22 protein-coding genes are annotated in these 23,266 nt (G+C 62.7%); 10 read left to right on the top strand and 12 right to left on the bottom strand.

Annotation, left to right across the window (positions count from 1 at the left end; translation table 11 throughout):
* Positions 1-142 precede the first annotated feature (142 nt).
* Positions 143-1,945 carry an acyl-CoA dehydrogenase gene (locus tag LVD11_RS11020; protein WP_237058962.1) on the top strand — a complete coding sequence of 601 codons (1,803 nt, stop codon included), beginning with the start codon at positions 143-145 and terminating at the stop codon, positions 1,943-1,945.
* Between the two features lie 18 nt (positions 1,946-1,963).
* Here LVD11_RS11020 and LVD11_RS11025 read toward each other — a convergent pair whose 3' ends face one another.
* The 8 genes from LVD11_RS11025 to LVD11_RS11060 all read right to left on the bottom strand — a co-directional run bounded on the left by LVD11_RS11025 (position 1,964) and on the right by LVD11_RS11060 (position 9,247).
* Positions 1,964-3,307: an ATP-binding protein gene (locus LVD11_RS11025; RefSeq protein ID WP_237058963.1), complete on the bottom strand. Its 1,344-nt coding sequence runs from the start codon at positions 3,305-3,307 to the stop codon at positions 1,964-1,966.
* 24 nt (positions 3,308-3,331) lie between these two features.
* Entirely contained in the window at positions 3,332-4,006 is a 675-nt protein-coding gene (locus tag LVD11_RS11030) for a response regulator transcription factor (protein WP_237058964.1), read from the bottom strand.
* 37 nt (positions 4,007-4,043) lie between these two features.
* Positions 4,044-4,373: a PepSY domain-containing protein gene (locus LVD11_RS11035; RefSeq protein WP_237058965.1), complete on the bottom strand. Its 330-nt coding sequence runs from the start codon at positions 4,371-4,373 to the stop codon at positions 4,044-4,046.
* Positions 4,374-4,476: 103 nt separating this feature from the next.
* A complete protein-coding gene (locus LVD11_RS11040; RefSeq protein ID WP_237058966.1) occupies positions 4,477-5,013 on the bottom strand; it encodes a glycine zipper 2TM domain-containing protein in 537 nt (178 codons plus the stop codon).
* A 93-nt stretch (positions 5,014-5,106) separates the two neighbouring features.
* Positions 5,107-5,808, bottom strand: a complete 702-nt coding sequence (locus LVD11_RS11045) for an alpha/beta fold hydrolase (protein WP_237058967.1) — start codon at positions 5,806-5,808, stop codon at positions 5,107-5,109.
* Positions 5,809-5,856: 48 nt separating this feature from the next.
* Complete coding sequence (locus LVD11_RS11050; RefSeq protein ID WP_237058968.1) at positions 5,857-7,224, bottom strand: L-cystine transporter; 1,368 nt, start codon at positions 7,222-7,224, stop codon at positions 5,857-5,859.
* A 183-nt stretch (positions 7,225-7,407) separates the two neighbouring features.
* The gene (locus LVD11_RS11055; protein WP_237058969.1) at positions 7,408-7,845 is read right to left on the bottom strand and encodes a TlpA family protein disulfide reductase; all 438 of its coding nucleotides are present in this window, start codon (positions 7,843-7,845) and stop codon (positions 7,408-7,410) included.
* Positions 7,820-9,247: a YihY family inner membrane protein gene (locus tag LVD11_RS11060; RefSeq protein WP_237058971.1), complete on the bottom strand. Its 1,428-nt coding sequence runs from the start codon at positions 9,245-9,247 to the stop codon at positions 7,820-7,822. The genes LVD11_RS11055 and LVD11_RS11060 overlap by 26 nt, the downstream gene beginning before the upstream one ends.
* Positions 9,248-9,366: 119 nt before the next feature.
* On the opposite strand from LVD11_RS11060, the gene arsC reads away from it, so the two are divergent.
* The 6 genes from arsC (at position 9,367) to LVD11_RS11090 (ending at position 14,388) form a co-directional block, all read left to right on the top strand.
* Entirely contained in the window at positions 9,367-9,711 is a 345-nt protein-coding gene (arsC, locus tag LVD11_RS11065) for an arsenate reductase (glutaredoxin) (protein ID WP_237058973.1), read from the top strand.
* Complete coding sequence (gene wrbA / locus LVD11_RS11070; protein ID WP_237058975.1) at positions 9,711-10,325, top strand: NAD(P)H:quinone oxidoreductase; 615 nt, start codon at positions 9,711-9,713, stop codon at positions 10,323-10,325. The genes arsC and wrbA overlap by 1 nt, the downstream gene beginning before the upstream one ends.
* On the top strand, positions 10,322-10,669 hold the full coding sequence (locus tag LVD11_RS11075; RefSeq protein WP_237058977.1) for a DUF2069 domain-containing protein: 348 nt from the start codon (positions 10,322-10,324) through the stop codon (positions 10,667-10,669). The genes wrbA and LVD11_RS11075 overlap by 4 nt, the downstream gene beginning before the upstream one ends.
* A gap of 80 nt (positions 10,670-10,749) precedes the next feature.
* Positions 10,750-12,609, top strand: a complete 1,860-nt coding sequence (gene sppA, locus LVD11_RS11080) for a signal peptide peptidase SppA (protein ID WP_237058979.1) — start codon at positions 10,750-10,752, stop codon at positions 12,607-12,609.
* A 259-nt stretch (positions 12,610-12,868) separates the two neighbouring features.
* Positions 12,869-13,609: an RT0821/Lpp0805 family surface protein gene (locus LVD11_RS11085; RefSeq protein ID WP_237058981.1), complete on the top strand. Its 741-nt coding sequence runs from the start codon at positions 12,869-12,871 to the stop codon at positions 13,607-13,609.
* Positions 13,610-13,929: 320 nt separating this feature from the next.
* Positions 13,930-14,388 (top strand): nuclear transport factor 2 family protein, encoded by a 459-nt coding sequence (locus tag LVD11_RS11090; RefSeq protein WP_237058983.1) that lies wholly within the window; start codon positions 13,930-13,932, stop codon positions 14,386-14,388.
* Positions 14,389-14,417: 29 nt separating this feature from the next.
* Here the strand turns inward: LVD11_RS11090 and LVD11_RS11095 are convergent, their stop codons facing one another.
* A complete protein-coding gene (locus tag LVD11_RS11095) occupies positions 14,418-14,825 on the bottom strand; it encodes a DUF3175 domain-containing protein (RefSeq protein WP_237058984.1) in 408 nt (135 codons plus the stop codon).
* A gap of 202 nt (positions 14,826-15,027) precedes the next feature.
* Here LVD11_RS11095 and LVD11_RS11100 point away from each other — a divergent pair, with 202 nt between their 5' ends.
* The 3 genes from LVD11_RS11100 (at position 15,028) to LVD11_RS11110 (ending at position 18,974) form a co-directional block, all read left to right on the top strand.
* Entirely contained in the window at positions 15,028-15,864 is an 837-nt protein-coding gene (locus tag LVD11_RS11100) for an HAD-IIB family hydrolase (protein ID WP_237058986.1), read from the top strand.
* A 115-nt stretch (positions 15,865-15,979) separates the two neighbouring features.
* Complete coding sequence (locus tag LVD11_RS11105; RefSeq protein WP_237058988.1) at positions 15,980-17,203, top strand: glycosyltransferase family protein; 1,224 nt, start codon at positions 15,980-15,982, stop codon at positions 17,201-17,203.
* 16 nt (positions 17,204-17,219) lie between these two features.
* The gene (locus tag LVD11_RS11110) at positions 17,220-18,974 is read left to right on the top strand and encodes a sugar phosphorylase (RefSeq protein ID WP_237058990.1); all 1,755 of its coding nucleotides are present in this window, start codon (positions 17,220-17,222) and stop codon (positions 18,972-18,974) included.
* A 31-nt stretch (positions 18,975-19,005) separates the two neighbouring features.
* Here the strand turns inward: LVD11_RS11110 and LVD11_RS11115 are convergent, their stop codons facing one another.
* Genes LVD11_RS11115 through LVD11_RS11125 form a run of 3 tightly spaced genes read right to left on the bottom strand, consistent with a single transcriptional unit; the run spans position 19,006 to position 23,261 of the window.
* Positions 19,006-20,241 carry an MFS transporter gene (locus tag LVD11_RS11115; protein WP_237058992.1) on the bottom strand — a complete coding sequence of 412 codons (1,236 nt, stop codon included), beginning with the start codon at positions 20,239-20,241 and terminating at the stop codon, positions 19,006-19,008.
* A 30-nt stretch (positions 20,242-20,271) separates the two neighbouring features.
* Entirely contained in the window at positions 20,272-22,263 is a 1,992-nt protein-coding gene (locus LVD11_RS11120; RefSeq protein ID WP_237058994.1) for a transglutaminase TgpA family protein, read from the bottom strand.
* Positions 22,263-23,261: a DUF58 domain-containing protein gene (locus LVD11_RS11125; protein WP_237058996.1), complete on the bottom strand. Its 999-nt coding sequence runs from the start codon at positions 23,259-23,261 to the stop codon at positions 22,263-22,265. The genes LVD11_RS11120 and LVD11_RS11125 overlap by 1 nt, the downstream gene beginning before the upstream one ends.
* Positions 23,262-23,266 lie beyond the last annotated feature (5 nt).

Genomic DNA, 23,266 nt, shown 5'->3' on the forward strand with positions numbered 1-23,266 from the left:
CTGAGAGTTGCCGCGCCCACAAAAAATCAGGCGCCCTGGTAACTAAAGGCCGCCGCGATTAGCGTAAAGGTCATTGCGCCATGTCCCGGGCAACGGTCTACTGAATGGCAAGAAACACCGTCACCGGACCAGAGGGGTAGTCATGACCGCGCAACTGCTCAACGACCGCGATATCGATTTCCTGCTGTATGAATTTCTCGACACACTGGAGCTGCTCAACCGGCCCCGCTATAGCGAACACTCCGGGGACACCTTCCGCGCCACCCTGCAGACGGCGCGCACCGTGGCGGAAAAGTTCTTCGCCAACCACAATGCCCGCGGCGATGCCCACGAGCCCACTTTCGACGGTGAGCGGGTACACCTGGTGGAGGAAACCCAGCAGGCGTGGGATGCCTTTGCCGAGGCCGGTTTCCTGGCCGCCCACCACGATTTCGGGGACGGCGGCATGCAATTGCCGGAAGTGGTCCTGCGCACCTGCCTGGCCACCATCAGTGCCGCCAATGTGGCCTCGGCCGCCTACCCGTTTCTCACCATCGGTGCCGCCAACCTGGTGCATGCCTTTGCCAGTGACGCGCTGAAAGACCAATTCCTGCCACCGATGCTGGACGGCCGCTGTGCCGGCACCATGGCGCTGACCGAGCCGGACCAGGGCTCGGCGCTGGCGGATATCCGCACTACTGCCGAGGAAGCCGGCGATGGCACCTACCGCATTCGCGGCCAGAAAATGTATATCTCCGGGGGCGACCAGTCGCTGACCGGCAACACCGTGCATATGGTACTGGCCAAGATCAAAGGCGCCCCGGCCGGGGTCAAGGGCATCTCCCTGTTTATCGTACCCAAGGTACTGCCCGCCGCCGACGGCAAGCCCGCGCAGCGCAACGATGTGAAACTGGCTGGCCTGCTGCACAAGATGGGCTACCGCAATACCACCTCCACAGTGTTGAGTTTCGGTGAGGAGGACGGCGCCGTGGGTTACCTGGTGGGGGAACCCCACAAGGGCCTGAGCTATATGTTCCAGATGATGAACGAGGCCCGTATCGGCGTGGGTGTGGGCGCAGCGGTGCTCGGTTACCAGGGCTACAACCACTCGCTCTTATACGCCCGGGAACGGCCCCAGGGCCGGCTCCCCTCCAACCGCAACCCGCAGTCAAAGCAGGTGCCCATCATCCGCCACGCGGATGTCCGGCGCATGCTGCTGGCCCAGAAGGCCTATGCGGAAGGCGGGCTGGCACTGTGCCTGTACGCCTCGTCCCTGTTCGAGGACCAGCGCACGGCCGGGACCAGCGCGCAGCGCGAGCGGGCGGCAAAGCTGCTGGACCTGTTGACCCCGGTGGTAAAAAGCTGGCCGTCCCGCTATGGGCTGAAAGCCAATGAGCTCGCCATCCAGGTACTCGGTGGTGCCGGCTATACCCGCGAATACCCTCTGGAACAGCTCTATCGCGATAATCGCCTCAACCCGATCCACGAGGGCACCGAGGGCATCCACGGCCTCGACCTGCTGGGGCGCAAGCTGCCCATGGACCAGCTCGAGGCCTATCGCCTGCTGCAGGAGGAGATTCGCCAGACCACCATGCAGGCGCGCGACCGCGAGGCCCTGGCCTCCATGGCCGAAGACCTGGAGCAACACCTGCAACGGCTGGACGCCACCACCCTGGCATTGATGGGCCAGTTGCAGGCCGATGCCGATCGCGGCCTGGCCAATGCCACCGTCTACCTGGATGCCTTCGGGCGCGTGGTGGCGGCCTGGATCTGGCTGCGCCAGGCGCTGGTGGCGGACCTGGCACTGGAACAGGCGGACCGGGAAGGCGAGCGCAATTTCTACCGGGGCAAGCTGCAGGCAGCGCGCTATTACGTTGAATGGGAACTGCCGGAAATCGTTCCCCAGCTGGCGCTGCTGGACAGTGGCAATGCGGTACCGTTCGAGATGCGCGAGGAGTGGTTCTGAGGGGCCACGACGCGCCGCTCAGAGTTCCACCCGTATCTCTGCCCCACCCAGAGCCGACTCGCTGACGGAAATCTCGCCCTTGTAGCTCTCGACGATATCCACCACCACCGCCAGGCCAATGCCCTGCCCCTGTTGCTGCTGGTCGGCGCGCACACCCCGCTCGGTGACCCGGTGCCAGTAATCGGCGCTGATCCCCGGGCCGTTGTCACTCACCGCAAGGCTGAGCCCACGGCTGTCCCCGCCATTGGCCACCCGTACCGCGATCCTGCCGCCCCCGTACTTGTAGGCGTTGTCCAGCAGGTTGCCCAGCAATTCCATCAGGTCGCCCTCATCACCGTAGAAGAGTGTCCCCTCCGCACATTCCACGGTTACCTCGGCCGGCTTGTCCCGGTATACCTTCACAAGGGCGTCAAGGATCTTGTCCAGCACCGGTCGCACTTCCACCCCGCGCAGGATCGACTTGGGTGAGCTGGCCACGGCCCGCTGCAGCTGGTAGCTGATGATGCTGTCCATGCGCTGCACCTGCTCGATCAGGCTGGTATAGGCCTCGCGCGGATCACGGGAAAAGTTCAGGCCTTTCAGCACCGCCAGCGGCGTCTTGAGACTGTGGGCAAGGTCGGCCAGGGTATGCCTGGTCTTCTCGCGCTGGCGCCGCTCGTTCTCGATCAGCAGGTTCAGGTTGTCAGTAAGCGGTTTCAGCTCTCGGGGAAAATTACCCTGCAGGCGGTCGCTGCCACCGCGCTGCATCTCCCGCAGTGATTCCGCCACCGCGCGCAGTGGTGCCAGGCCCCAGCGCATTACCAGCCACTGGGTAACGATCAGCAGCAAGGCACCGAGCCCCAGCCAGCGCCAGATGGTGGAGCGAAACTGCTGCACCTGCGCCAGTAACGGGGCCGCGTCCTCCACTACGATAAATGTGTAACGCTGATCCCCTTCCAGGCCCCAGGCCACCCCCTGGCGAAAGGTGCTGTAGAGACCGTTGCCCCCCAGGCTCATCTGGGCAAAAACCTCCCGCCCCTGGGGTAATGGATGGGAGGGCAACTGCTGCATGGTCACTGCCGACTCCGAGCGCCAGATGATACGCCCACGCTGGTCCGCCACCGCGCCCACCAGGCCCGAGTCGGGCTGGTTGAAGCGTTGCTCCGGTAGCGCCGGCGGTAACTGCAGGCTGTCCCCTTCCGCCTCAGCCACCGCCAGCAGGGTGTAGGTATGTAATTGCAGCTCGCGCTTCTTCGCCTCGGCCAGGGAGGTGCGATAGGCGTGTTCAAGTACTGTGGAAATCAATAACAAAAAGGCCACCAGCACGAGTGTGGTGACCAGAGACAGCCGTCCCTTAAGGGAGTTGAGCCAGGAGGAGAGCACGGGTTGCCTGACCGGTTACACTGGCTATTCGGGAGCCACGAAGCGGTAACCCCGCCCGCGCAGGGTCTGGATGGGACTGGACGCCCCGGCCGCATCCAGCTTTTTGCGCAGGCGTCCGATAAACACCTCAATCACATTGCTGTCGCGGTCGCAGTCCTGCTCGTAAATATGCTCGGTCAGCGTAGTTTTGGAGACCACCTCGTCCGGGTGCAGCATCAGGTATTCCAGCACCTTGTATTCAAACGAGGTGAGGTCCAGCTCGGCATCCTCGACCCGCACACGCTGCGAGGAAGTATCCATCACAATGGGGCCGGCCTTGATGCTGGGGGAGGAAAATCCGGCAGAGCGTCGCACCAGTGCATTCAGGCGCGCCAGCAGTTCTTCTGTGTGGAAAGGCTTGACCAGGTAATCGTCGCCACCGGCCTCAAGGCCCTTGACCCGCTCCTGCCAGTGGCCGCGGGCAGTGAGGATCAGGATGGGGAAATGCTTGTCCTCGCGGCGCAGGGTCTCGATCACCTGGATACCATCGACGCCCGGCAGGCCAAGGTCCATCACCGCCACGTCGTAGGGAAACTCGCGGCCGTAATACAGGGCTTCATTGCCGTCCGGGGCCTCGTCCACCGTGTAGCCCGCCTCACGCAGGGAATTTGCCAGCTGCTGGCGCAGCAGTTCCTCATCTTCCACCAACAGTGCGCGCATACCTTCCCCCTCTGCTCAAATTCGTTGTGCCGGCGACTCAGCGCATGATGCGGCCGCTCTGCTTATCCACGTAGACCACATAAACCTGGCTTTTATCCGACAGGCCCTTGACCCGGTAGGCGGGGCGGCCCTTGCGGCTGGTTTCAGACACCGCCAGTATCTTGCCGCCGTAGCGACGTTTGACCAGCGCCGCCGCCTGTTCGCGGGATATCTCGCGCTTCTGGACCTTGAGGATCCTCACATGCAGGTGCTCAGCCCCCGGCGCGGCCACAGGCGGCATAGCCGCCTGCAGGGGCGCGGCGCACAGAGCAATAAGCAGTGCCAATACAACACGCGTCTGACGGCAAAGGGCACAGATGGATTTCACGTTGCAGCTCCTGGTCGCACATTCTCGGTACCTGCAGTACCGGATACTCTGGCAGTACTGGTTACTTCGTCCCTGGGCATCGATCTTCCCCCGCTCACGGGCATTACCAGGCGGGGGCGACGTCGACGCGGACCCTGATTCTATCGCCCGGATGGCGATCGGTGCGAGTCATATATTCCCTCCCATTATAACGATAGCGGACATCGTACCCGACCAGCTCGCGCCGGGTGACATATTCGTCCACTCTCTGGCAGCGCTGCTCGGTGACATACTGGGCGTTTTTACGACTGCTGATGGAATGGCCAATGGTCGCACCGATTGCGGCACCGGCCAGCGTCCGGGCATTGCGGCCGCGGCGGTGATGGCCGGCCTTGTTGCCAACGGCCGCGCCAATCAGGCCGCCAATCAGGGTACTGGCGGCGGAGCCGCGGCCCGGGTAGGCCACCTGCTCATCCCAACACTGTGTGCGGGGCTCGACCACCTGGATATCGTTGTAGACCGGGATAACATCGGTCACGCGGGCAAAATCGTACTCCCCGCGATCGCCATAGTAGCCACTGCCCCCGGCACTGGCGGTGACACTGAAGCCCACCAGGGCAACCACCAGCACAGCAAAAAGGAAGTTCTTGTTCAGAAGCATGATCGGTCTCCCGTTGATCATCGACGGGAGCACTTTAGTGGGGAATGACTGAATCGAACCTGAACCCGCGGGAACCCGGCCGGGAGAAAGTGGTCATGCGGCCAGCCAGTGCCGGATCTCCCGGGCCAGCGGCAGTGGCTGCTCCAGCGGCAGCATATGACCTGCCCCCTGCACTTCCCGCACCACCACATCCGGCCGCTGCTCCTGCAGTTCATTGACCCAGCTTCGAGTGACCAGGGTGTCATGCTCGCCGTAACAGAAGGTCACCGGCAACGGCAGGCTCACCAGTGCATCAACAAGGTCCCGCCGCTCACTGGTTGCGCCCAGTTGCTCCACCAGGACGTTTTCACCCAGGCTGGCATCCATGGCGCGCATGGTCCGGGCAATATCCTCCCGGTCCCGGTTTTCGGGCGCCAGCATGGCGGCGATCTTGCGCTCGCTGATACCGCTATAGCCATGGCGGGCCACCCAGTTGAGCAGCTGCCGACGCTGCTTCAGCTCGGCATCCGGCAGAGCGCGGGGAGTGTTGGAACAGATAAACAGGCGCGCCACCCGTTCCGGGTAGGTGGTGGCCAACGCTGCCGCCAGGTACCCGCCGAGTGAGAATCCCAGAAGGTTCACCGGTTCGTCCGGTAGCGCCGCCGCCAGCGACCGGACCAGCGCCGCGACACTGTCGCCCGCCGGAATTGCCAGGTGCTGCGGCTGCAGGGGCTCAAGTTCCGGCCACAGTGCCTGCCACAGGCGGCGGTCACACATGGTGCCGGGAATCATCACCAGCGGAAGCTGTTGCGCCATGAAAACTCTCCTACTTTCCTTCCCGTGTCTGGTCCAGTTCGCCCCGCGTCAGTCCCTCAGGGGCTCTTCCACCGGCGGCAAGCTGGATCCCAGCCAGCGCTGGGAAAGGGTGCCGGCGGTCATGGCCCCATTGACGTTCAGCGCCGTACGTGCCATGTCGATCAGCGGCTCCACGGAAATCAGCAGCGCCGCAATGGTAACCGGCAGACCCATGGTGGGAAGCACCACCAGTGCGGCAAAGGTGGCGCCACCGCCTACACCGGCGATACCAAACGAACTGATCACTACCACCGCCACCAGGCTGGTCAGCCACAGCGGGTCAAGCACATTGATGCCCATGGGCACCGCCACCATCACTGCCAGCATGGCCGGGTAGATGCCGGCACAACCGTTCTGGCCGATGGTGGCGCCGAAGGAGGCCGAGAAATTGGCGATCGCGGGCGAATTGCCCAGTTCATCGATCTGGGTCTCAATATTGAGCGGAATCGTGGCGGCACTGGAACGGGAGCTGAAAGCGAACACGAGTACCGGCCACACCCTGGCAAAATAATGCAGCGGGCTGATGCCATTGACCAGCAGCAGCAACCCGTGCACCAGGAACATCAGGCCAATCGCCACAAACGAGGCCACCACAAAGCTGAGCAGGTTGACGATATCCGCCCAGCTGGAGCTGGCAATCAGCTCCGCCACCAGGGCCATGATGCCGTAAGGGGTAAATGCCATCACCAGGCGCACCAGCTTCATTATCCAGGCCTGGGCCACCGATACGGCCGATTCAATGTTAGCCCCCTGCTCCGGGTTCTCACGGCGCACCCCCAGGGCCGCCAGCCCCAGTAAAACAGCAAAAATCACCACCGCGATCACCGAGGTGTCGCGGCTACCGGCCAGGTCGGAGAAGATATTCTCGGGGATAAAGGAGACCAGGATCTCCGGGATGCTGAGTTCGCTGACGCGACCGATCCGCTCTCCCAGTACCTCCGCACGGGCGGCCTCGCGGGATCCCTCCACCAATCCCTCGGCTGACAACCCGAACAGCTGTGCCATGGCCACGCCGACCAGTGCCGCCACCGCTGTGGTGCCAAGCAGCACCGCCAACACGGACACACTGATTTTCCCCAGCGACTGGGTATTGCTTACCCGGACCACTGCCGACAGGATCGACACCAGCACCAGGGGCATCACCAGGACATACAGCAGGTTTACATAGCCGTCGCCCAGCACCGCGATCCAGGGCAGCACCTCCGCCGGCATCGCGCCCCAGTCCCGGGCAACCTGCAACAGGCCGCCGAACAGAAGTCCCAGTACCAGGCCGGCGAACACCGCCGGGGCAAGGCTGTCGTGCCGCCGGTGCCAGCGATTCAACGGCCACAGCAGCACAAAAAACAGCGCAAGGAACAGAAAGGAAGTCAGGTGCATTGCCACCCCGGTATCATCAGCCCAAAAAATTGCGCGGGATGCTACCAAGCAGGCCGCGCCAATATATAGTTGCTTTCGTTATACCCTTAGAAGCAGATCACCGTGGGCGACCGGGCGCAGGCTGTTTACCCACATGCTGCAACACAAAAACCACAGCCGGTTATCACCAGTGGGCATATGGCGTCAGTGCGTACTCTCCTCCCCGGCCAGGTTCCCCACGGCCCGGGCGAGGTCATCCTCGGTCTGGGGCCCCACCAGGGTGGTCACCCAGCGGCCTTCGCTGTCGATGACCAGGGTACTGGGCAATACAGACGGGCGTTGCTGGCCCCAGCTGCCCGCCGGGTCTGCGGCCAGTACCGGGAACTCGATACCGAGTTTTTCAGCCTGTTCGCGGGCCTGCGCCGCCGGTGGTGCATCATAATTAACGCCCAGCACCAGCACATTGCCATGGGCGCGATCGAACCGGTTCAGCTCAGGGATCTCCTCACGGCACGGCGCACACCACTCGGCCCAGTAATTCACCAGCAGTACCTTGCCGCCGGTATCTACATCATCGCCATCCAGGGTGGCCAGCGCCGGCTTTCCCGCGCCACTGTCACACCCGCTTATTGCGGCGGCCAAAAAAAGACAGGCTGCCCATGGCTTCATTACTTTCGATGCTCTCTTTTTCACGTTTCCCGGCTTTGCCCGTGGACTTGCTGCTCTCAGCCGCACTCTTGTCACTCCCGCGCCTGCTTCTGGTTTTTCTGGTCTTTGTGGTATTGCCATTCTTTGCACGCCCGCGGCCAGCCCCTCCAGGCTGATCGTCATCGCTGGCGCTGCGAAACAACTCTCCCACACTGATTGCCAGCTGTTCACCGGTAAATTCACGCACCGCACTGAAACGAGTCTCCACCTCGCCAAACCAGGGCTGGCCCTGCAGTCCGGCATGGCTCGCGGAGGTCAACGGTGCCGGGTTCAGCCAGCTGGCCAGCTGCATCAAGGAGATGGAATCCAGGTCCCGCTGCAGGACAAAGTCATTGCGCTCGGTCTGGGTAAAGATTTTATGGCGCTGCAGGGCCTCGCGAATCCGCCGCCACTGTGCCGGCTTGATGCCCACGCGGGAGATATCACGATCCCGCATCGGCAATCCATGCTGGTACTTGCGGAATGCCTCCCACAGCAACACCAGGGCTGCCATCACATCAGAGTATTTGCGCCCCTGGGCGGCCGCGTCGTACACCGACAGCATCCGCACCAGCACGCAGCCCGCCAGCACGATCATCCACAACAGGAATATCCACATCAGGAACAGCGGCACGAACGCAAAGGCACCGTAAATCGCCTGTACAGAGCTGCGCGCCACCATCACCCCGAACAGGTTTTTTGCCAGTTCAAAGGCGAAAGCCGTAATCACACCACCGGCAATACCATGGCGCAGGGGTACGCGACAGTTGGGCACCGCGGTGAACAGCAGGGTAAAGGCAATAGCAGTAAAGAAAAAAGGCAGCAGGCGCAGGGCCATCGGCACCAGCCCCAGGGTGCCCTCTTCCGGGAGGAACAGCTTCTGGGAAATCACGTAGGTGGACATGGCCAGCCCGGTACCCAGCAGGATGGGGCCGAGGCTGAGGATGGCCCAGTACAGCAGGAAGCTGGAGACGCCACTACGCCCACGCGGAATATCCCAGATTGCATTGAACGTGGCCTCGATGTTGCGCAACATCAGGCCGGCAGTGACCATCAGGATGGCCACACCGGCGCCGGTCAGGCGCTGGGCCTGGGAAGAAAAACTGCTGATGTACTCCTGCACCTCTCGCCCGCTCTCGGGCACAAAGTGCTCGAAGATCTGCTGCTGCAGGCGATTTTCCAGCCCGGCAAAATCCGGGAACAGCGACAGCATGGCATAGCTGACGGTTACCAGCGGCACAATTGCGAACAGGGTCATATACGTGAGTGCCGCCGCATTCTGGCGACAGTTCTTCTCGTTGAACAGCGTCCACAGTGAGACCAGAAAGCGACGCCAGCGATGTACCTGTTCGGTCATGGGATGTCCGTTTCTCTGTTTCTGCGGCGAATACCTCCGCGCCGGCAGTGACATGGATGTTTGTCAGGGCCTTTTATCAAGCCATAGAATACGCCAAACCATAACAGGATACCCAAGACATGTGGACGATTTACCATAACCCACGCTGTTCAAAATCTCGCCAGACACTGCAACTGCTGCAGGAGAAGGGTGTTGAGCCCCAGGTCGTCCTCTACCTGGAGACGCCGCCGGATGCCACCACGCTGGAAACCCTGCTGCAGAAACTGGGCATTGGCGCACGCGAGCTGTTGCGCACCGGCGAGGATGCCTATAAAGAACTGGGCCTGAAAGACAAATCCCTGCCCGATGAGAAACTGGTCGCCGCCATGGTCGAGCACCCGAAGCTGATCCAGCGTCCCATCGTGGTCAAGGGCGATCGCGCCGTGCTCGGCCGGCCACCGGAAAACGTACTGGAGCTACTCTGATGGCCCGGGATCCCGAACCGTACATCCTGGTTCTCTATTACAGCCGCAGCGGCTCCACCGCGCGTATGGCGGCAGAGATCGCCCGCGGGGTAGAGTCCGCAGGCGTCGCCGCACGGCTGCGCACCGTACCGCCGGTATCGCCGGATACCGAGGCCAGCGCACCACCGGTACCCGATGAGGGCGCGCCCTACTGCCGCCCGGAAGAACTGCGCGACTGCGCCGGCCTGCTGATGGGCAGCCCCACCCGCTTTGGCAATATGGCTGCGCCGCTGCGCCACTTCCTCGACCAGACCGGGGACATGTGGCTGGACGGCAGCCTGGTGGGCAAGCCCGCCGGCGTGTTTACCTCCACCGGCAGTATCCACGGCGGCCAGGAGACCACCCTGTTGTCGATGATGCTGCCCCTGATGCACCACGGCATGCTGATTGCCGGTATCCCCTATTCCGAGGCGCGACTGATGCACACGACCAGTGGCGGCACGCCCTATGGCGCCTCGCACTGGGCCGGCGGCAGCGAGGATGCACAGCTGACCGAAGACGAAACCGCACTGTGCCGGGCCCAGGGGGCCCGGGTCGCGGAACTGGTGAAAAAACTGGGAGAACGCGGCCAATGAGCGTACCTGTCGCCCGCAAACTGAAAATCGGGCTGCGCCTGAACTGGATCTGCTATATCGGCCTGCTGGCCCTGTTTGTGGTCTGGAACCTGTTCCTGGAAGGGGGTTCGATCACGTTGTGGGTCCTGCAGACGATGCCACTGCTACTGGTCCTGCCGGGAATGCTGAAGCAGCAGTACCGGAGCTACCTGTGGCTCTGCTTTATCCTGTTGATCTACATCTGCGCCAGTATTGTCGACGTAATGATGCCCGGACGCGGCTGGCAGGATGGCGTACTGCTGGTACTTAGCCTTACCCTGTTCTTCTCTGCCATGATGACCAGTCGCTGGCAGCGAATGGTGTAGATTGCGCACACCGCCCCAATACAGCACTCGCCGCTGGGTGCCGGCGTGCGACCCGCTCTCAAGACAAGGAGACAAGAGGTTTGACCGAATCAACCCATCGCAAAGGATTACTCCGCCGGTTTTTCGGTGGCATCGGCGCCGCCATCACCTGGCTCCGCCGCGTGTTCACCAACCTGATTTTCCTGCTGATACTGCTGTTTATCGGCCTTGCCATCTTCGGCAAGGAGGAACAGCTCACCATTCCCCAGGGCGCGGCCCTGCGCGTGGCACCCACCGGTTTCCTGGTGGATGAGCTGTCCCCCCCCAGGAGCCTTCCCGCTCTGCTGGGCGGCCCGCCCGGCCCGGTAGAGACCCGGGTTAAGGATATTGTCGACGCCATCGATTTCGCCGCCAAGGACCAGCGCATCTCCTCCGTGGTGCTGGAACTGGACTATATGATGGGCGCCAACCTCAGCAAGCTGGAGGAGGTCGGCGCCGCACTGCAGCGCTTCAAGGCCGCCGACAAGCCGGTCTATGCCGTCGGCGATAACTACACCCAGGCGCAGTATTTCCTCGCCAGCCACGCCGACAAGGTTTACCTGAACCCGATGGGTTCGGTGTTGCTTACCGGCTTCGGCAGCTATCGCAATTACTTCAAGAGCGCGCTGGACAAGCTCAAGGTGAACTTCCACGTTTTCCGTGTGGGCGACTACAAGGACTTTATCGAGCCCTATACCCGTGACGACATGTCCCCGGCCTCGCGGGACAACAACCAGCGCTGGCTGAATGAACTGTGGACCGAGTACACCGAGCAGGTAACCGGTCTGCGCAACCTGCCCCCGGAAACTATCGACGGGTTTGTCAACGAGCTGCCCCAACACCTGGCCGCCCACGAAGGTAGCTGGGCCGAGGCCGCCTTCGACCAGCAGCTGGTGGATGAACTCGCCAGTCGCCGCGTGGCCATCGATGCCCTGAAGGAGAGCATCGGCGCCGGCGACGACGACATTGGCTACAAGGGTATCAATGCCCTCAAGTACCTTCGTCACCAGAAACTGACGCGGATTCCGACCCCGGCCGAAAACAAGGTCGGGTTGATTGCCGCCACCGGCGCCATTGTCGATGGCGAGGCCCCGGCAGGCCAGATCGGCAGCGCCTCCCTGGGCAAGCTGATCCGGCAGGCCCGGGACAAGAAGGTGAAGGCACTGGTGCTGCGCGTGGACAGTGGTGGAGGCTCAGCGTTCGCCTCGGAAGCCATCCGCCAGGAGCTGCTGGCAACGCGCGATGCCGGTATCCCGGTGGTGCTTTCGATGGGCAGCGTGGCGGCGTCCGGTGGCTACTGGATTGCCACCGGCGCTGACCGCATCTGGGCCGCCCCATCCACCATCACCGGCTCCATCGGTGTGTTTGGCGCCTTCCCCACCTTCGAGGAATCCCTCGAGTCCCTGGGCATCTACAACGACGGTGTGGGCACCACCGAAATGGCGGGCGCCATGCGCCTCGACCGCCCCCTGCCGGATGCGGCCGCCGACATCCTCCAGCAGGGTGTCGAGAACACTTACTCCCGCTTCCTGCGCATTGTCGCCGAAGCCCGTGGCTCCACGCCCGAAGAGGTACACAAGATCGCCCAGGGCCAGGTATGGACCGGTCGCGCCGCCCAGCAGCTGGGCCTGGTGGACGAACTCGGCTACCTGAACGACGCCATCGCCTCCGCCGCCCAGCTGGCCGAGCTGGAGCAGTACGAGGTGGTGGAGATCAAGCGTGAACTCACCCCCGGGCAGCGCCTGCTGCAGGCACTCTCAGACAATATCGATGCCAGTGTTGCGGCCAGCCTCGAGGCCAACCTGCCCCTGGGCGCCTGGTTGAGCAGCCTGCAGCCGGCCCTGGAACCCCTGGCCGAGCTGCGCAGTTTCCGCGACCCGCGGGCACTCTATGCCCGCTGCCTGGGCTGCCGCGCCCCCTGACCTTCCCCTCCCGCCGGCGGGATCAGCGCCCGCCGGCCCCCTCCCGGCCAATCCTGGCACCAGCGGCCACTGCGGAAAGGGTGACCCCCGTCGCAGTCGCGAAGCCTGCCGCTCCATTACCATGGAACCAATTGGTAAAATAGACGCCATAACACCGGCTCCCGTCCGCGGCTGCCATCTTCCCTGCGCGTCCGGCACCTGGCCGCTGTCGCGAAGGGAGACACCAGAGAACCAGACAAGAACCAACCATGAGGTGCGCATGAAAAAGCTGGCGACCCTGACCTGCCTGCTGCTGTGCGGCAGCCTGTCCGCTGCCGTCTTCGCCGAACCGCCTGAGGGCCGCGGCTGGAAGAAGCACAAACACAAGCATAAGCACGACCACTATGCCGCCAAAGAGGAGTACTGGGACGGCAACTGCAAGGTGGAACGCAAGTGGAAGCGCAATGGCGACTACGAGGAAGAGCGCAAGTGCCGCGGCGACCGCTACTACGACGGACGTCACCACGAGCGCACCGATGTAGTGGTACTGCCGCCCTGGTTTGACCAGCGCGCACCGGAACCCGAATACCGCCCCGAATGGCGCCCCGCGCCGCAGCCCACCGCCGCCCGCTGTAACAGCGATAAGGTTGGCAGTGTACTCGGCGGCCTTATCGGCGGTGTTATCGGCCACCAGATCGGTGATGGCCGCGGCAACACCGCCGCCACCATCGGCGGTGCCATTGCCGGGGTGCTGATCGGTGGCAAGATCGGTGAGCGCATGGACCAGCGCAACCAGGCCTGTGTGGCGCAGGCGCTGGAATTCGCGCCGGAGGGCCAGCGCATCACCTGGGACAGCCAGCAGGGTCACGAGACCTACGCGGTCACCCCGGGCCCGGTCCGTCAGCGCGGTGACAGCTACTGCCGCCCGTTCACCGCCGAGGTGATGGGCTCCGGCGAGCCGGTTGTCACGCAGGGCTCTGCCTGCCGCCGCCCGGATGGCACCTGGGTGCAATCCCAGTAATGTCCCGCTGACAGGGGCTGGCCGCTGCCGCCGGTCCCTGTCTTGGATTGCCTGCCCCCTCGCAGTTTTCCTTCCCCTATCACGAACACCAGAAGAGCCCTCCTGAAACGCTTCTTCCTGCACCCGCGTACTCCCCCCTGATTCCCAGGGCGCCCGGAAATGCAGCTCGGCCATAGCCATCACTGATCATTTATGGCTAGATATGTGCTTTCGTGGCCAGGGCCGTTTCTTGCCTTGCCACGCACCTGGATAAAGGAATTTGGAATGTTGAGAGGCCCCTCTCAACCAGAGAAAACCTCGTGTACTGAAAAGGATTATTTATGTTCAAGGTTTTGCTGCTTTCGACCCTGACTTTCCTGGTGGCCGCCTCCCATGCGAGCCCGTCCACGGATGAGCAGGCCATCAGGAGAGCCGTCCTGGATTATATTGAGTCCCAACATAAGGTTCGGCCGGACCTGGCCAAGAGGGGACTGGACAGGGACCTGGCGAAGCGGACCTTCTGGCTCGACGACAAGGGCAATGAGTTCGTGCTGGAAACAGATTACGATGACATGCTGGAGCTGGCGAGGGTCTACAACAGGGATGGTGACCGGTTCCCAGAGGAGCCCAGGGTCGAAATCAAGATTTTCGATATTGACCAGCGGACGGCCTCGGTAAAGCTTACGGTAGATGAGTGGATCGATTACATGCACCTGTACAAAAGCAATGCCGGCGACTGGAAGATCATTAATGTACTGTGGCAGTTTCACGATACCGGCCGCCACAAATCGAAAAAATAGGCCTCCCCTGTAATCACGGACAGCTTTCGTCACCCCTGGCTTTTATTCCTGCCAAACAGTCGCCGCAACTCGTCCTTGGCCTGTTCAAGGACCTCGCGCCGCTCATCCGGCAGCTTCTTCCCCGCACGGTTGATGTAGAAGGTCAACATCGACATGGCGGAGCGATAGGGATCCGACTTGCGCCGCTCGCTCGCTTCCGCGGAATGCTTCAGTGAGCGGGCGATCTCGGCCGGATCATCGAGCGTGAATACGCCCTGTTCCAGGTCCAGCGCATCACTGGTGCGGGTCACCTTGTCCGACCACTGCCGGTTGTCGCCACTTTCCTTTTCCTTGCCTTTTGCCATAACGGCCTCCACATTCGACACTACCGCAGCGCCCATCAACGGTGCATTGATCTCCCCAGCGGAGAAAACGCACCAATAACGTGCAACTTTCATCTCGAGCCCTTACCCACTTTCACCATATTGCGGCACCACATCAGTAAAGATGACTGACCGCCAGGACACATGGGGAATCAGGCGCCTGCGCGCACAGCGATAGGGCCTTCACAGCGCTGCACTGGCCCATAATTCCGGACTGGCACTATTTTTGGATTCTATTTACCCACAGGCTGTAGAAAAGTGACCGGGAAAGACGTGAATGGCACAAGAAGAAACGCACGACAAGCACTGGCTGATTGTCAGCGACCTGGATGGCACCCTGCTGGATCACTTCACCTACTCCCACACAGCCGTCGATGGCCTGCTGCGCCGGCTGGACGATCATGACATTCCAGTGATCCTGAACAGCAGCAAGACCCGCGACGAAATGATTGAAATCCGCCGCGAACTGGGAAACCGGCATCCCTTTATTGTCGAGAATGGTTCCGCCATCTTTATTCCCGCGGGCTATTTTCCCCAGGCACCAGACGGGGCCCGGGATGAAGCCGGCTTCTGGGTACTGGAACCGGGCGCGCACCGCAAGGCGCTGCTGGAGTACCTGGACAGGGACAGCCGGGCCCATGGGGCACCTTACCTTGGCTTCGCCAATGCCACCCCGGGGCAAATCGTCGATGCTACCGGCCTGTCCCTGGAGCAGGCAGAGGCAGCCAGGACACGCCATTACTCCGAACCGCTGCTGTGGCGCGGCACCGACAAGGAAAAACAGGCATTCTGCGCCCGCGCCCGCGACGCCGGCCTCACAACACTCGAGGGCGGACGTTTTCTCCACCTGCTTGGGGATACCGACAAGGGCCGCGCAACCCTGCAGTTACTCGAATGCTACCGCCACGCCCGGCCGGGCGACTACATGGTGGTGGCCGCCGGCGACAGCCCCAATGACCTGGACATGCTGGCAGTAGCCGATATTGCCGTGATCATTCGCGGCCCGCACCGGCAACCACCGCAACTGGAGGAAACCGGGTCCAGGCGCGTGATCATCAGCCAGCAAGAGGGGCCAGAAGGCTGGCGCGAGTCCATCGCCCCTCTGGTCGAATAGCTCGCTGCAAACAAACCGTGACCCGCATTCACCGACCACTAACATCGATAACGCAATCACTGACCCGACTCAGCGCGAGAAAACGAGAATTGCCCAGGCCCTACAGGAGGCGCCCGTGACCGACTTTTTCCAGAATGGCTCCATTACCACACTGCATAATCTGTCCAACCGCACGCTGGACGAGATGGAGCGGGAGCTGATGGAGTTCTCCCGCCAGCGCCCCATGTCGCTGCTGCTGCCGTCGCTGTACTCTGAGCTGGAGGGCGAGGCCCTGCCGGCCATCCTCGAGCAGCTCAAGCAGGTGCCCTACCTGTCTGAAATCGTCATCGGCCTGGACCGCGCTGACGAGGCCCAGTATCGCGACGCACTGCGACAGTTCAGCGTATTGCCACAGCATGTGCGGGTCCTGTGGAACGACGGCCCACGCCTGCGGGAGCTGGATGCCAAGCTCGAGGCACGCGGCCTGGCACCTCGGGAAGCAGGCAAGGGCCGCAATGTCTGGTATTGCCTGGGCTATATCCTCGCCTCCAAACGTGGCGAGGCCATCGCCCTCCACGATTGCGATATCGTCACCTACGACCGCCTGCTGCTGGCGCGGCTCTTCTATCCCATCGCCAATCCCAACTTCAACTACGAATTCTGCAAGGGGTATTACTCCCGTGTGGCCTCAGGAAAAATCAACGGTCGCGTCTGCCGCCTGCTGGTGACGCCCCTGATCCGGACCCTGAAGAAAATCTATGGGCACACCGAATACCTCGACTACATGGATAGCTTTCGCTATGCGCTGGCCGGCGAATTCTCTTTCCGTCGCGACGTGATCAATGACCTTCGCATCCCCAGCGACTGGGGCCTAGAGATCGGCGTGCTGTCGGAGATGCACCGCAACTATTCCACCAACCGCCTGTGCCAGGTGGATATTGCCCACAGCTATGACCACAAGCACCAGAAAGTCTCTTTCGATGACGAAGACGCGGGCCTGTCGAAGATGTCCATCGATATCTCCAAGTCGCTGTTCCGCAAACTGGCCACCCAGGGCACCGTCTTTTCCACCGAGACGTTCCGTAGTATCAAGGCTACCTACTTCCGCATCGCACTGGATTTTGTCGAGACCTATCGTAACGACGCCATCATCAACGGCCTCGATTTCGATATCCACCGCGAGGAGCAGACCGTGGAGCTGTTTGCCCGCAACCTGATGAAGGCGGGGCAGACGTTCCTGGAAAATCCCATGGAGACACCGTTCATCCCCAGCTGGAGCCGGATTACCAGCGCCGCACCGGAGTTCCTGCAGGAGCTTAAGAGTGCTGTGGAAATGGATTACGAAGAATACGGAACATGACAAGCCGGGAAGCCTCATGAACGCACTGACTGATGAAATGCCGATCCGCGAACTGCTGCAAAAGAAGCTCTGCGAACACCTGGCGGTGATCTACCCGGACCGGGACGGGGAAGCACTGGCACAACGGCTGATGCAGGTAATGCGACTGGATGAAGAATGCCAGAGCCCCCTTGCGCACAAAAACCTCTGGGACCAGACCGATATTGTCGTAATCACCTACGGCAATACGATCCAGCGGGAGAACCAGCATCACCTGCAGACGCTGCACCATTTCCTCAAGACCCACTTCACCATGCTGATCAACAGCGTGCATATCCTGCCGTTCTTCCCCTACTCCAGTGACGACGGCTTTGCAGTAATCGATTACAAGCAGGTGAACCCGGACCTGGGTGACTGGAACGATGTACTGCGCATCAGCACCGACTTCCACCTGATGGCGGACCTGGTCATCAACCACTGCTCGGCCGAGCACCAGTGGTTCAAGAACTTCCAGAACGACGTCTCTCCCGGACGCGATTACTTTTTCTGTGTACACCCGAACGAGAACCTCTCCGGCGTGGTGCGCCCGCGAACCACGCCGTTACTGCGTGCCGTCAGCAACGGAGAGGAGGTGCGCTGTGTCTGGTGCACCTTCGGGCACGACCAGGTGGACCTCAACTTTCGCAACCCCGAAGTGCTGCTGGAGATGGTCGATATCATCCGGATGTATCTCGATATGGGTGTGCGGATTTTCCGCCTCGATGCGGTGGCGTTCCTGTGGAAGAAGCTGGGTACCAGCTGTATCAACCTCGAGGAGACCCATGAAATCGTGCGCCTGCTGCGCACGCTGATCGAACACGCGGATCCCAATGCGGTCATCATTACCGAGACCAACATTCCCAACCGCGAAAACCTCTCCTATTTCGGCAATGCCAATGAGGCACACTGCATCTACAACTTCTCCCTGCCGCCACTGCTGGTGAATACCCTGGTATCAGGCAATTGCCATCACCTGAAAAACTGGCTGATGAGCATGCCACCGGCACAGAACGGCACTACCTACCTGAACTTTATCGCTTCCCACGATGGGATCGGCCTGCGACCGGTTGAGGGGCTGCTCAGCGACGAGGAACAGGAAGCGCTGATCCAGACCATGGAGAATTTCGGCGGGCAGATTTCCTGGCGTGCGCTGGACGACGGTAACCGCAAACCCTACGAAATCAACATTTCGCTGTTCGATGCAATGCGCGGCACCAGCGCCGGGGAAGATGGCCTGCAGCTGGAGCGCTTTGTGTGTGCCCACACCATCATGCTCGCACTGGAGGGCATTCCGGCCTTTTACCTGCACAGCCTGGTAGGCAGCACCAATGACTACCGGCGCATGGAGGAACACGGCCACAACCGCGCCATCAATCGCCGCCAGTGGTGTGAAGAGGACCTTAACCGGGAACTGGCAGATCCGGGGTCCCACCACCACCAGGTCTTCAATCGCCTGCGCAAGCTGATCCAGGTGCGACGTGACCAGCCCGCGTTTCACCCCAACGCCACCCAGTTCACCCTGCACCTGGGGGAACAGATCTTTGCTTTCTGGCGCCAGAGCATGGATCGGCGCCAGAGTATCTTCTGTATCAACAATATTTCCGACTCGGACCAGACCATCACCCTGTCGAGCATCAACCTGATCGGAACCGATGTGTGGAAGGACCTGATCAGCGACCAGATGTTTGAAGATATGCTGGGCTCGGTGACACTGGCGCCCTACCAGACGCTGTGGATCACCAATCGCTGGTGACAACCCGGGCATGCCAGCACCGGGGACAGGGCTAGGCGCTGTCCCCGGAGACCCGCAGCCGTCGCAGCGACCCATTCACGGCTGCCAGCGCAAAGGCGACAAAACTGAGGATGCCGGCCCACAACAGGGTGGTGAGCGGCGCTGCATACTCACTCACCGCACCGGCACCCAGGGCGCCCAGAGCGGCACTACCGAACAGGGCCAGCTGGTAGATTGAAATGATGCGGCTGCGCACCTCTGCCGGTGCCAGCAGCTGCACGATGGCCCGCCCGAGGGCAGCGGATGCCGCCGCCACAGCCCCCCAGCAGAAGCACAGTAACAATAGCCCGATTGCCGTCGGGCCGATACTGATCCCCACCAGCAACACCGCGCTATAGAGCAGGCACATGAGAATACCCCGCCCGGGCGCATCACCCTGCCCTCGCCGCAGCATGACGATGGTCGCCGCCACGGTGCCAGCCACAAATGCCAGCTGCAGCGTCGCGTAATAGCTGGCACCGTGGCCATAGTCAGCGGCCAACAGGGGCAACACCACCAGGAAAACGCCAATGTGGACCAAGCCATTGAATGCCACCAGCGCAATCAGTTCGCGCAGGGCCGGGCTGCGCCAGGCTTCCTCCAGGCCCTCGCGGATCAGTGCCAGTGGCAGCACCCGTTCAAAGGGTCGGGCCGAAGTGCGAAAACGCAGCGAATACAGCACCGCCGCAGCCAGCAGTAATACACTGATCTGCAGGGATAACAGTGGAGCGACGCCCCACTGGTCGAAACGGCTGGCAAACAGCATACCCACTGCCTGGCCGCCGTATTGGGCCAGCATCATCCAGGTCACCGTCGCCTGCACCCGGTCGTGGGAAACCGGCCCGCTGTCACTGTGGGCACTACGCTGCACCAGGTTGTCACGGGCCGGCTGCAGGAACGCCGTGCAGACCCCCAGGCCCGCCCCGTAGAGCAACAGCACCGTCAGGTCCGGCAGGCGCAGGGAGAAATACCACAACAGGGCGCCGTGGCACGCGGCCAGGCCCAGGCAGGCAAAAGCGGACACCGTGGCGGCATCACGGCGATCGGCCAGCACCCCACCCAACAACAGGAACAGCAGGTTGGGCAGCAGCACCGAGGCCTGGACCCAGCCCAGGTGCAGTGCCGGCAGCTCCACTACCGCAACTGCGATCCAGGGCAGCAGGATCACCTGGAGCCCGGTTGCCAGGGACGTGCATCCGTATCCCGTCAGGAATGCATGTAACCTGGCCGGCAATCTGAACAGCGACATTAAATGAATCCGAATATTGGTAACTTTGCCCTACCCGCGCCGCAGTGACGGCCAGAAGCCACGCACCAGCCGGCGCAACTGCTTCAGGGCCGCGGGATCGTCGGCGTAGGCCGCCCGCTGGTAAGCAGTGGTGATGCTCGCCGCCATGGGCCCCAATTGCGGCCGCTCGCGATGCACCCGGGCAACAAAATCTTCCGGCGCCTCGCCCCGGCGACGCTCAACCCCGCAGCGGGCCAGGCGGCGGCAGAACTGTCGATAGAGGCGCGCGGCGGGCGGTGGGCGCCGGCCGCGGCCGCTGAGCCACAACCATGCGCCCACTCCCAGAAGCGCCAGCACTGCCGGCAGCCCCACCAGTAGCGCCAGGCGCACGCTGGTGACCCGGCCGAGCAGGTCGCGCAGCAGGTCTTGCTGCCGCTCACTGTCAAAGCTGACTACTGCCCGGTACCAGCGGTAGTTGATCATATCCCACTGCAGGCGCAACTGCCTGAGCACGGGGAATCGATGCAGTGGTAACAGGGCATCGCGCATAAACTCATCCGCGGCCGCGCTCTGCAGGCCATCACGTACCCGCTCTGGCGCCACTGCAGCCGTAGGATCGACCCGCTGCCAGCCGCGTCCCTCGGTCCAGATTTCGGCCCAGGCGTGGGCATCGTACTGGCGCACCAGCAGATACTGCTCGCCGTCGACCCACTCCCCGCCCTGGTAGCCGGCGACCACCCGCGCCGGGACACCGGCGGCACGCATCAAGAATACGTAGCTACCGGCAAAATGCTCACAGAACCCCCGCTGGCTGTCGTAAAGGAACGCATCCACCGAATCCGCGCCCAGGGTGGGAGGGGACAGGGTATAGATAAACCGGCGGTTGAACACTGACAGGACCGCATCGGAAATCTCCCCCGCAGACAGGTCCTGCGCCCGCAGGCGCCGGGCCCAGGCCCGCGCCCGTGGATTTCCCCCCTCCGGCAGCTGCAGGTTGCGGCGCCGTTCGAAGTCGCTTAACGGCGGCACATCGTTAATGGTATCCCGGGGCCATGAACGTACCTCGTAGGCCAGGCGGCTGAACACCGGCTCCGCACGTACCAGGCGATCATCGCGGGTCTCCCCGACCCCGTCAGTGACCGAGTGCGGGCGCGCCATGGCAAACAGCCACCGGCTGCGGGTAGGTTCCTGGATGACCTGGTAGCGATACCGGGGGCCGACTTCCGGCAACCCCTGTTCGCTGTCGCTCCAGTAAACCCGGCCACCCTCCCGTGGGTCCACACCGAAGCCCTGGCTCCAGCGGCGCCCATCGAAATCCGCGTAAACCAGGCCACGCCAGTAACGTTGCTCCGGCGGCGGCACCGGCCCATCAAAGGTAATTCGCAGGGCAGGTTTATCCGATCTGGACAGGTTGGCGAAATCCCCCGGCGACATACTGTCCGAGACCCCGGTGGACGCACCGGCGTCCTCCTGCGGCACGGCCCAGAGCGGCCCCAGTCGAGGCATCACCACAAACAGCAGCAGCATCAACGGCACTGACTGTGCCAGCAGGCGTGCGGACAGGCCAATGGCGCGCCGTGGCCCCGCACTGCCCGCGCCCGCCTGCGCCACCAGTGCGGCCGTAACCACAAGCACGGCCAGGACACCGTATAACGCGTGAGGAATCCCCTGGTCGAAAACAAACAGGGTCGCGGCGACAAAATACGCCAGCAGCAGGCTGAGAAAACCATCCCGCCGGGTTAACAGTTCCAGGTTCTTGAGGGTAAAGGACACCGCCAGCAGTGCCACCATGGGTTCCAGCGCAAACCACTGCCGGTAGGACAGTAACAGCCCCCCCACCACGGCCGTCACCACCAACAGCTTGACCGGCTTGCCGGGCAGTTCGCGGCGCCCACGGGAAACCTCAGTGCGCCACCAGGCCGCCAGCAACCAGCCGCCCACAATCCAGAGCGGTAGCCGTGCAAAATGCGGCAGCAGGACTGCAAATTGCGCCGCAAATATCCACAACAGGCTCTCCCGCGGCAAACGTTCGCTATATGCCATCACGCCCCCTGTACCGGAAAGCGCGCCAGTGCCGCCAGCAGTTCCCGGCGGTGGTCACTGCCGACGCCGGGCTCGATCACCCGCCCCGGCAACCTCAGGCCATAGGCCAGCTGCTGGCGGTCGGCCTCCAGGGCCCAGTGACACAGGTTGCCCAGCCGGGTCTCCACATCGCGGCCGGCCAGCAGGTCCCAGTCCAGCCACAGGCGGCTGTCGATACCGGTTTCGTGGTCCTTGCTGTACAGGTCCCGGCCGGCGGCAAACTGCTTCCATGCCACCTGGCGCAGGGACTGGCCGGGCTGATAGGGACGCAGCCCGGCAAAGTCGTCGCCGCCGCGCCGCTTCTGCTCCGCCTCACCCTCTGCCAGTGCAACACCCAGTGGCAGTGGCCCGGCCGGTTGCGGCTGCGGGTAGACCAGGAACTCGATATCCAGGTCGATCCAGCTCCAGCAGCGGAACAGCCCCAGCGGAAAACGACTCTCGACCCGCAGCCGCGGAGCGCGCACCAGGCCGCGGCGCGCCACCGGGAGCGTAACCTCCACCTCGGTCTCCTCATCTGCCGCCAGTTGCACAACCACTGGCTCGGATTCCGGCCAGCCAATGGAGATGTGCTCGCCGCGACGCCGCTTGCCGCGAACGACTGCGATCCGCGCCGCGGCAAAATCACCGGCGAAGGCGGTCCCGGTGCCCAGCAGCCGGATCTCAAGGCCGGCAAGGTTGGCAAAGGTGTGCAGGGGCAGCACCACAAACAGGCTGACCAGCAGGAAAGTCAGCGCGAAAACCAGGTTGTTCTCGTAATTGGTCGCCAGCAGCCACAGCAACGCGATCACCAGCAGGAAAGCCAGGCCCGCACGGGTGGGAAGGATAAACAGCCGGCGGTGGTCCAGGGTGGCTTCAGGTGCCGCTGGCGCGCGCCGGTCCAGCCAATCGGACATCAGCAGTCGCCAGTGCCGGCGCCAGGAACCGGCACCATCATCGTGCGCCTTGCGGGTAATTGCCATTGAAG

The organism is Microbulbifer sediminum (assembly GCF_021729035.1).
GTDB classification, from domain to species: domain Bacteria; phylum Pseudomonadota; class Gammaproteobacteria; order Pseudomonadales; family Cellvibrionaceae; genus Microbulbifer; species Microbulbifer sediminum.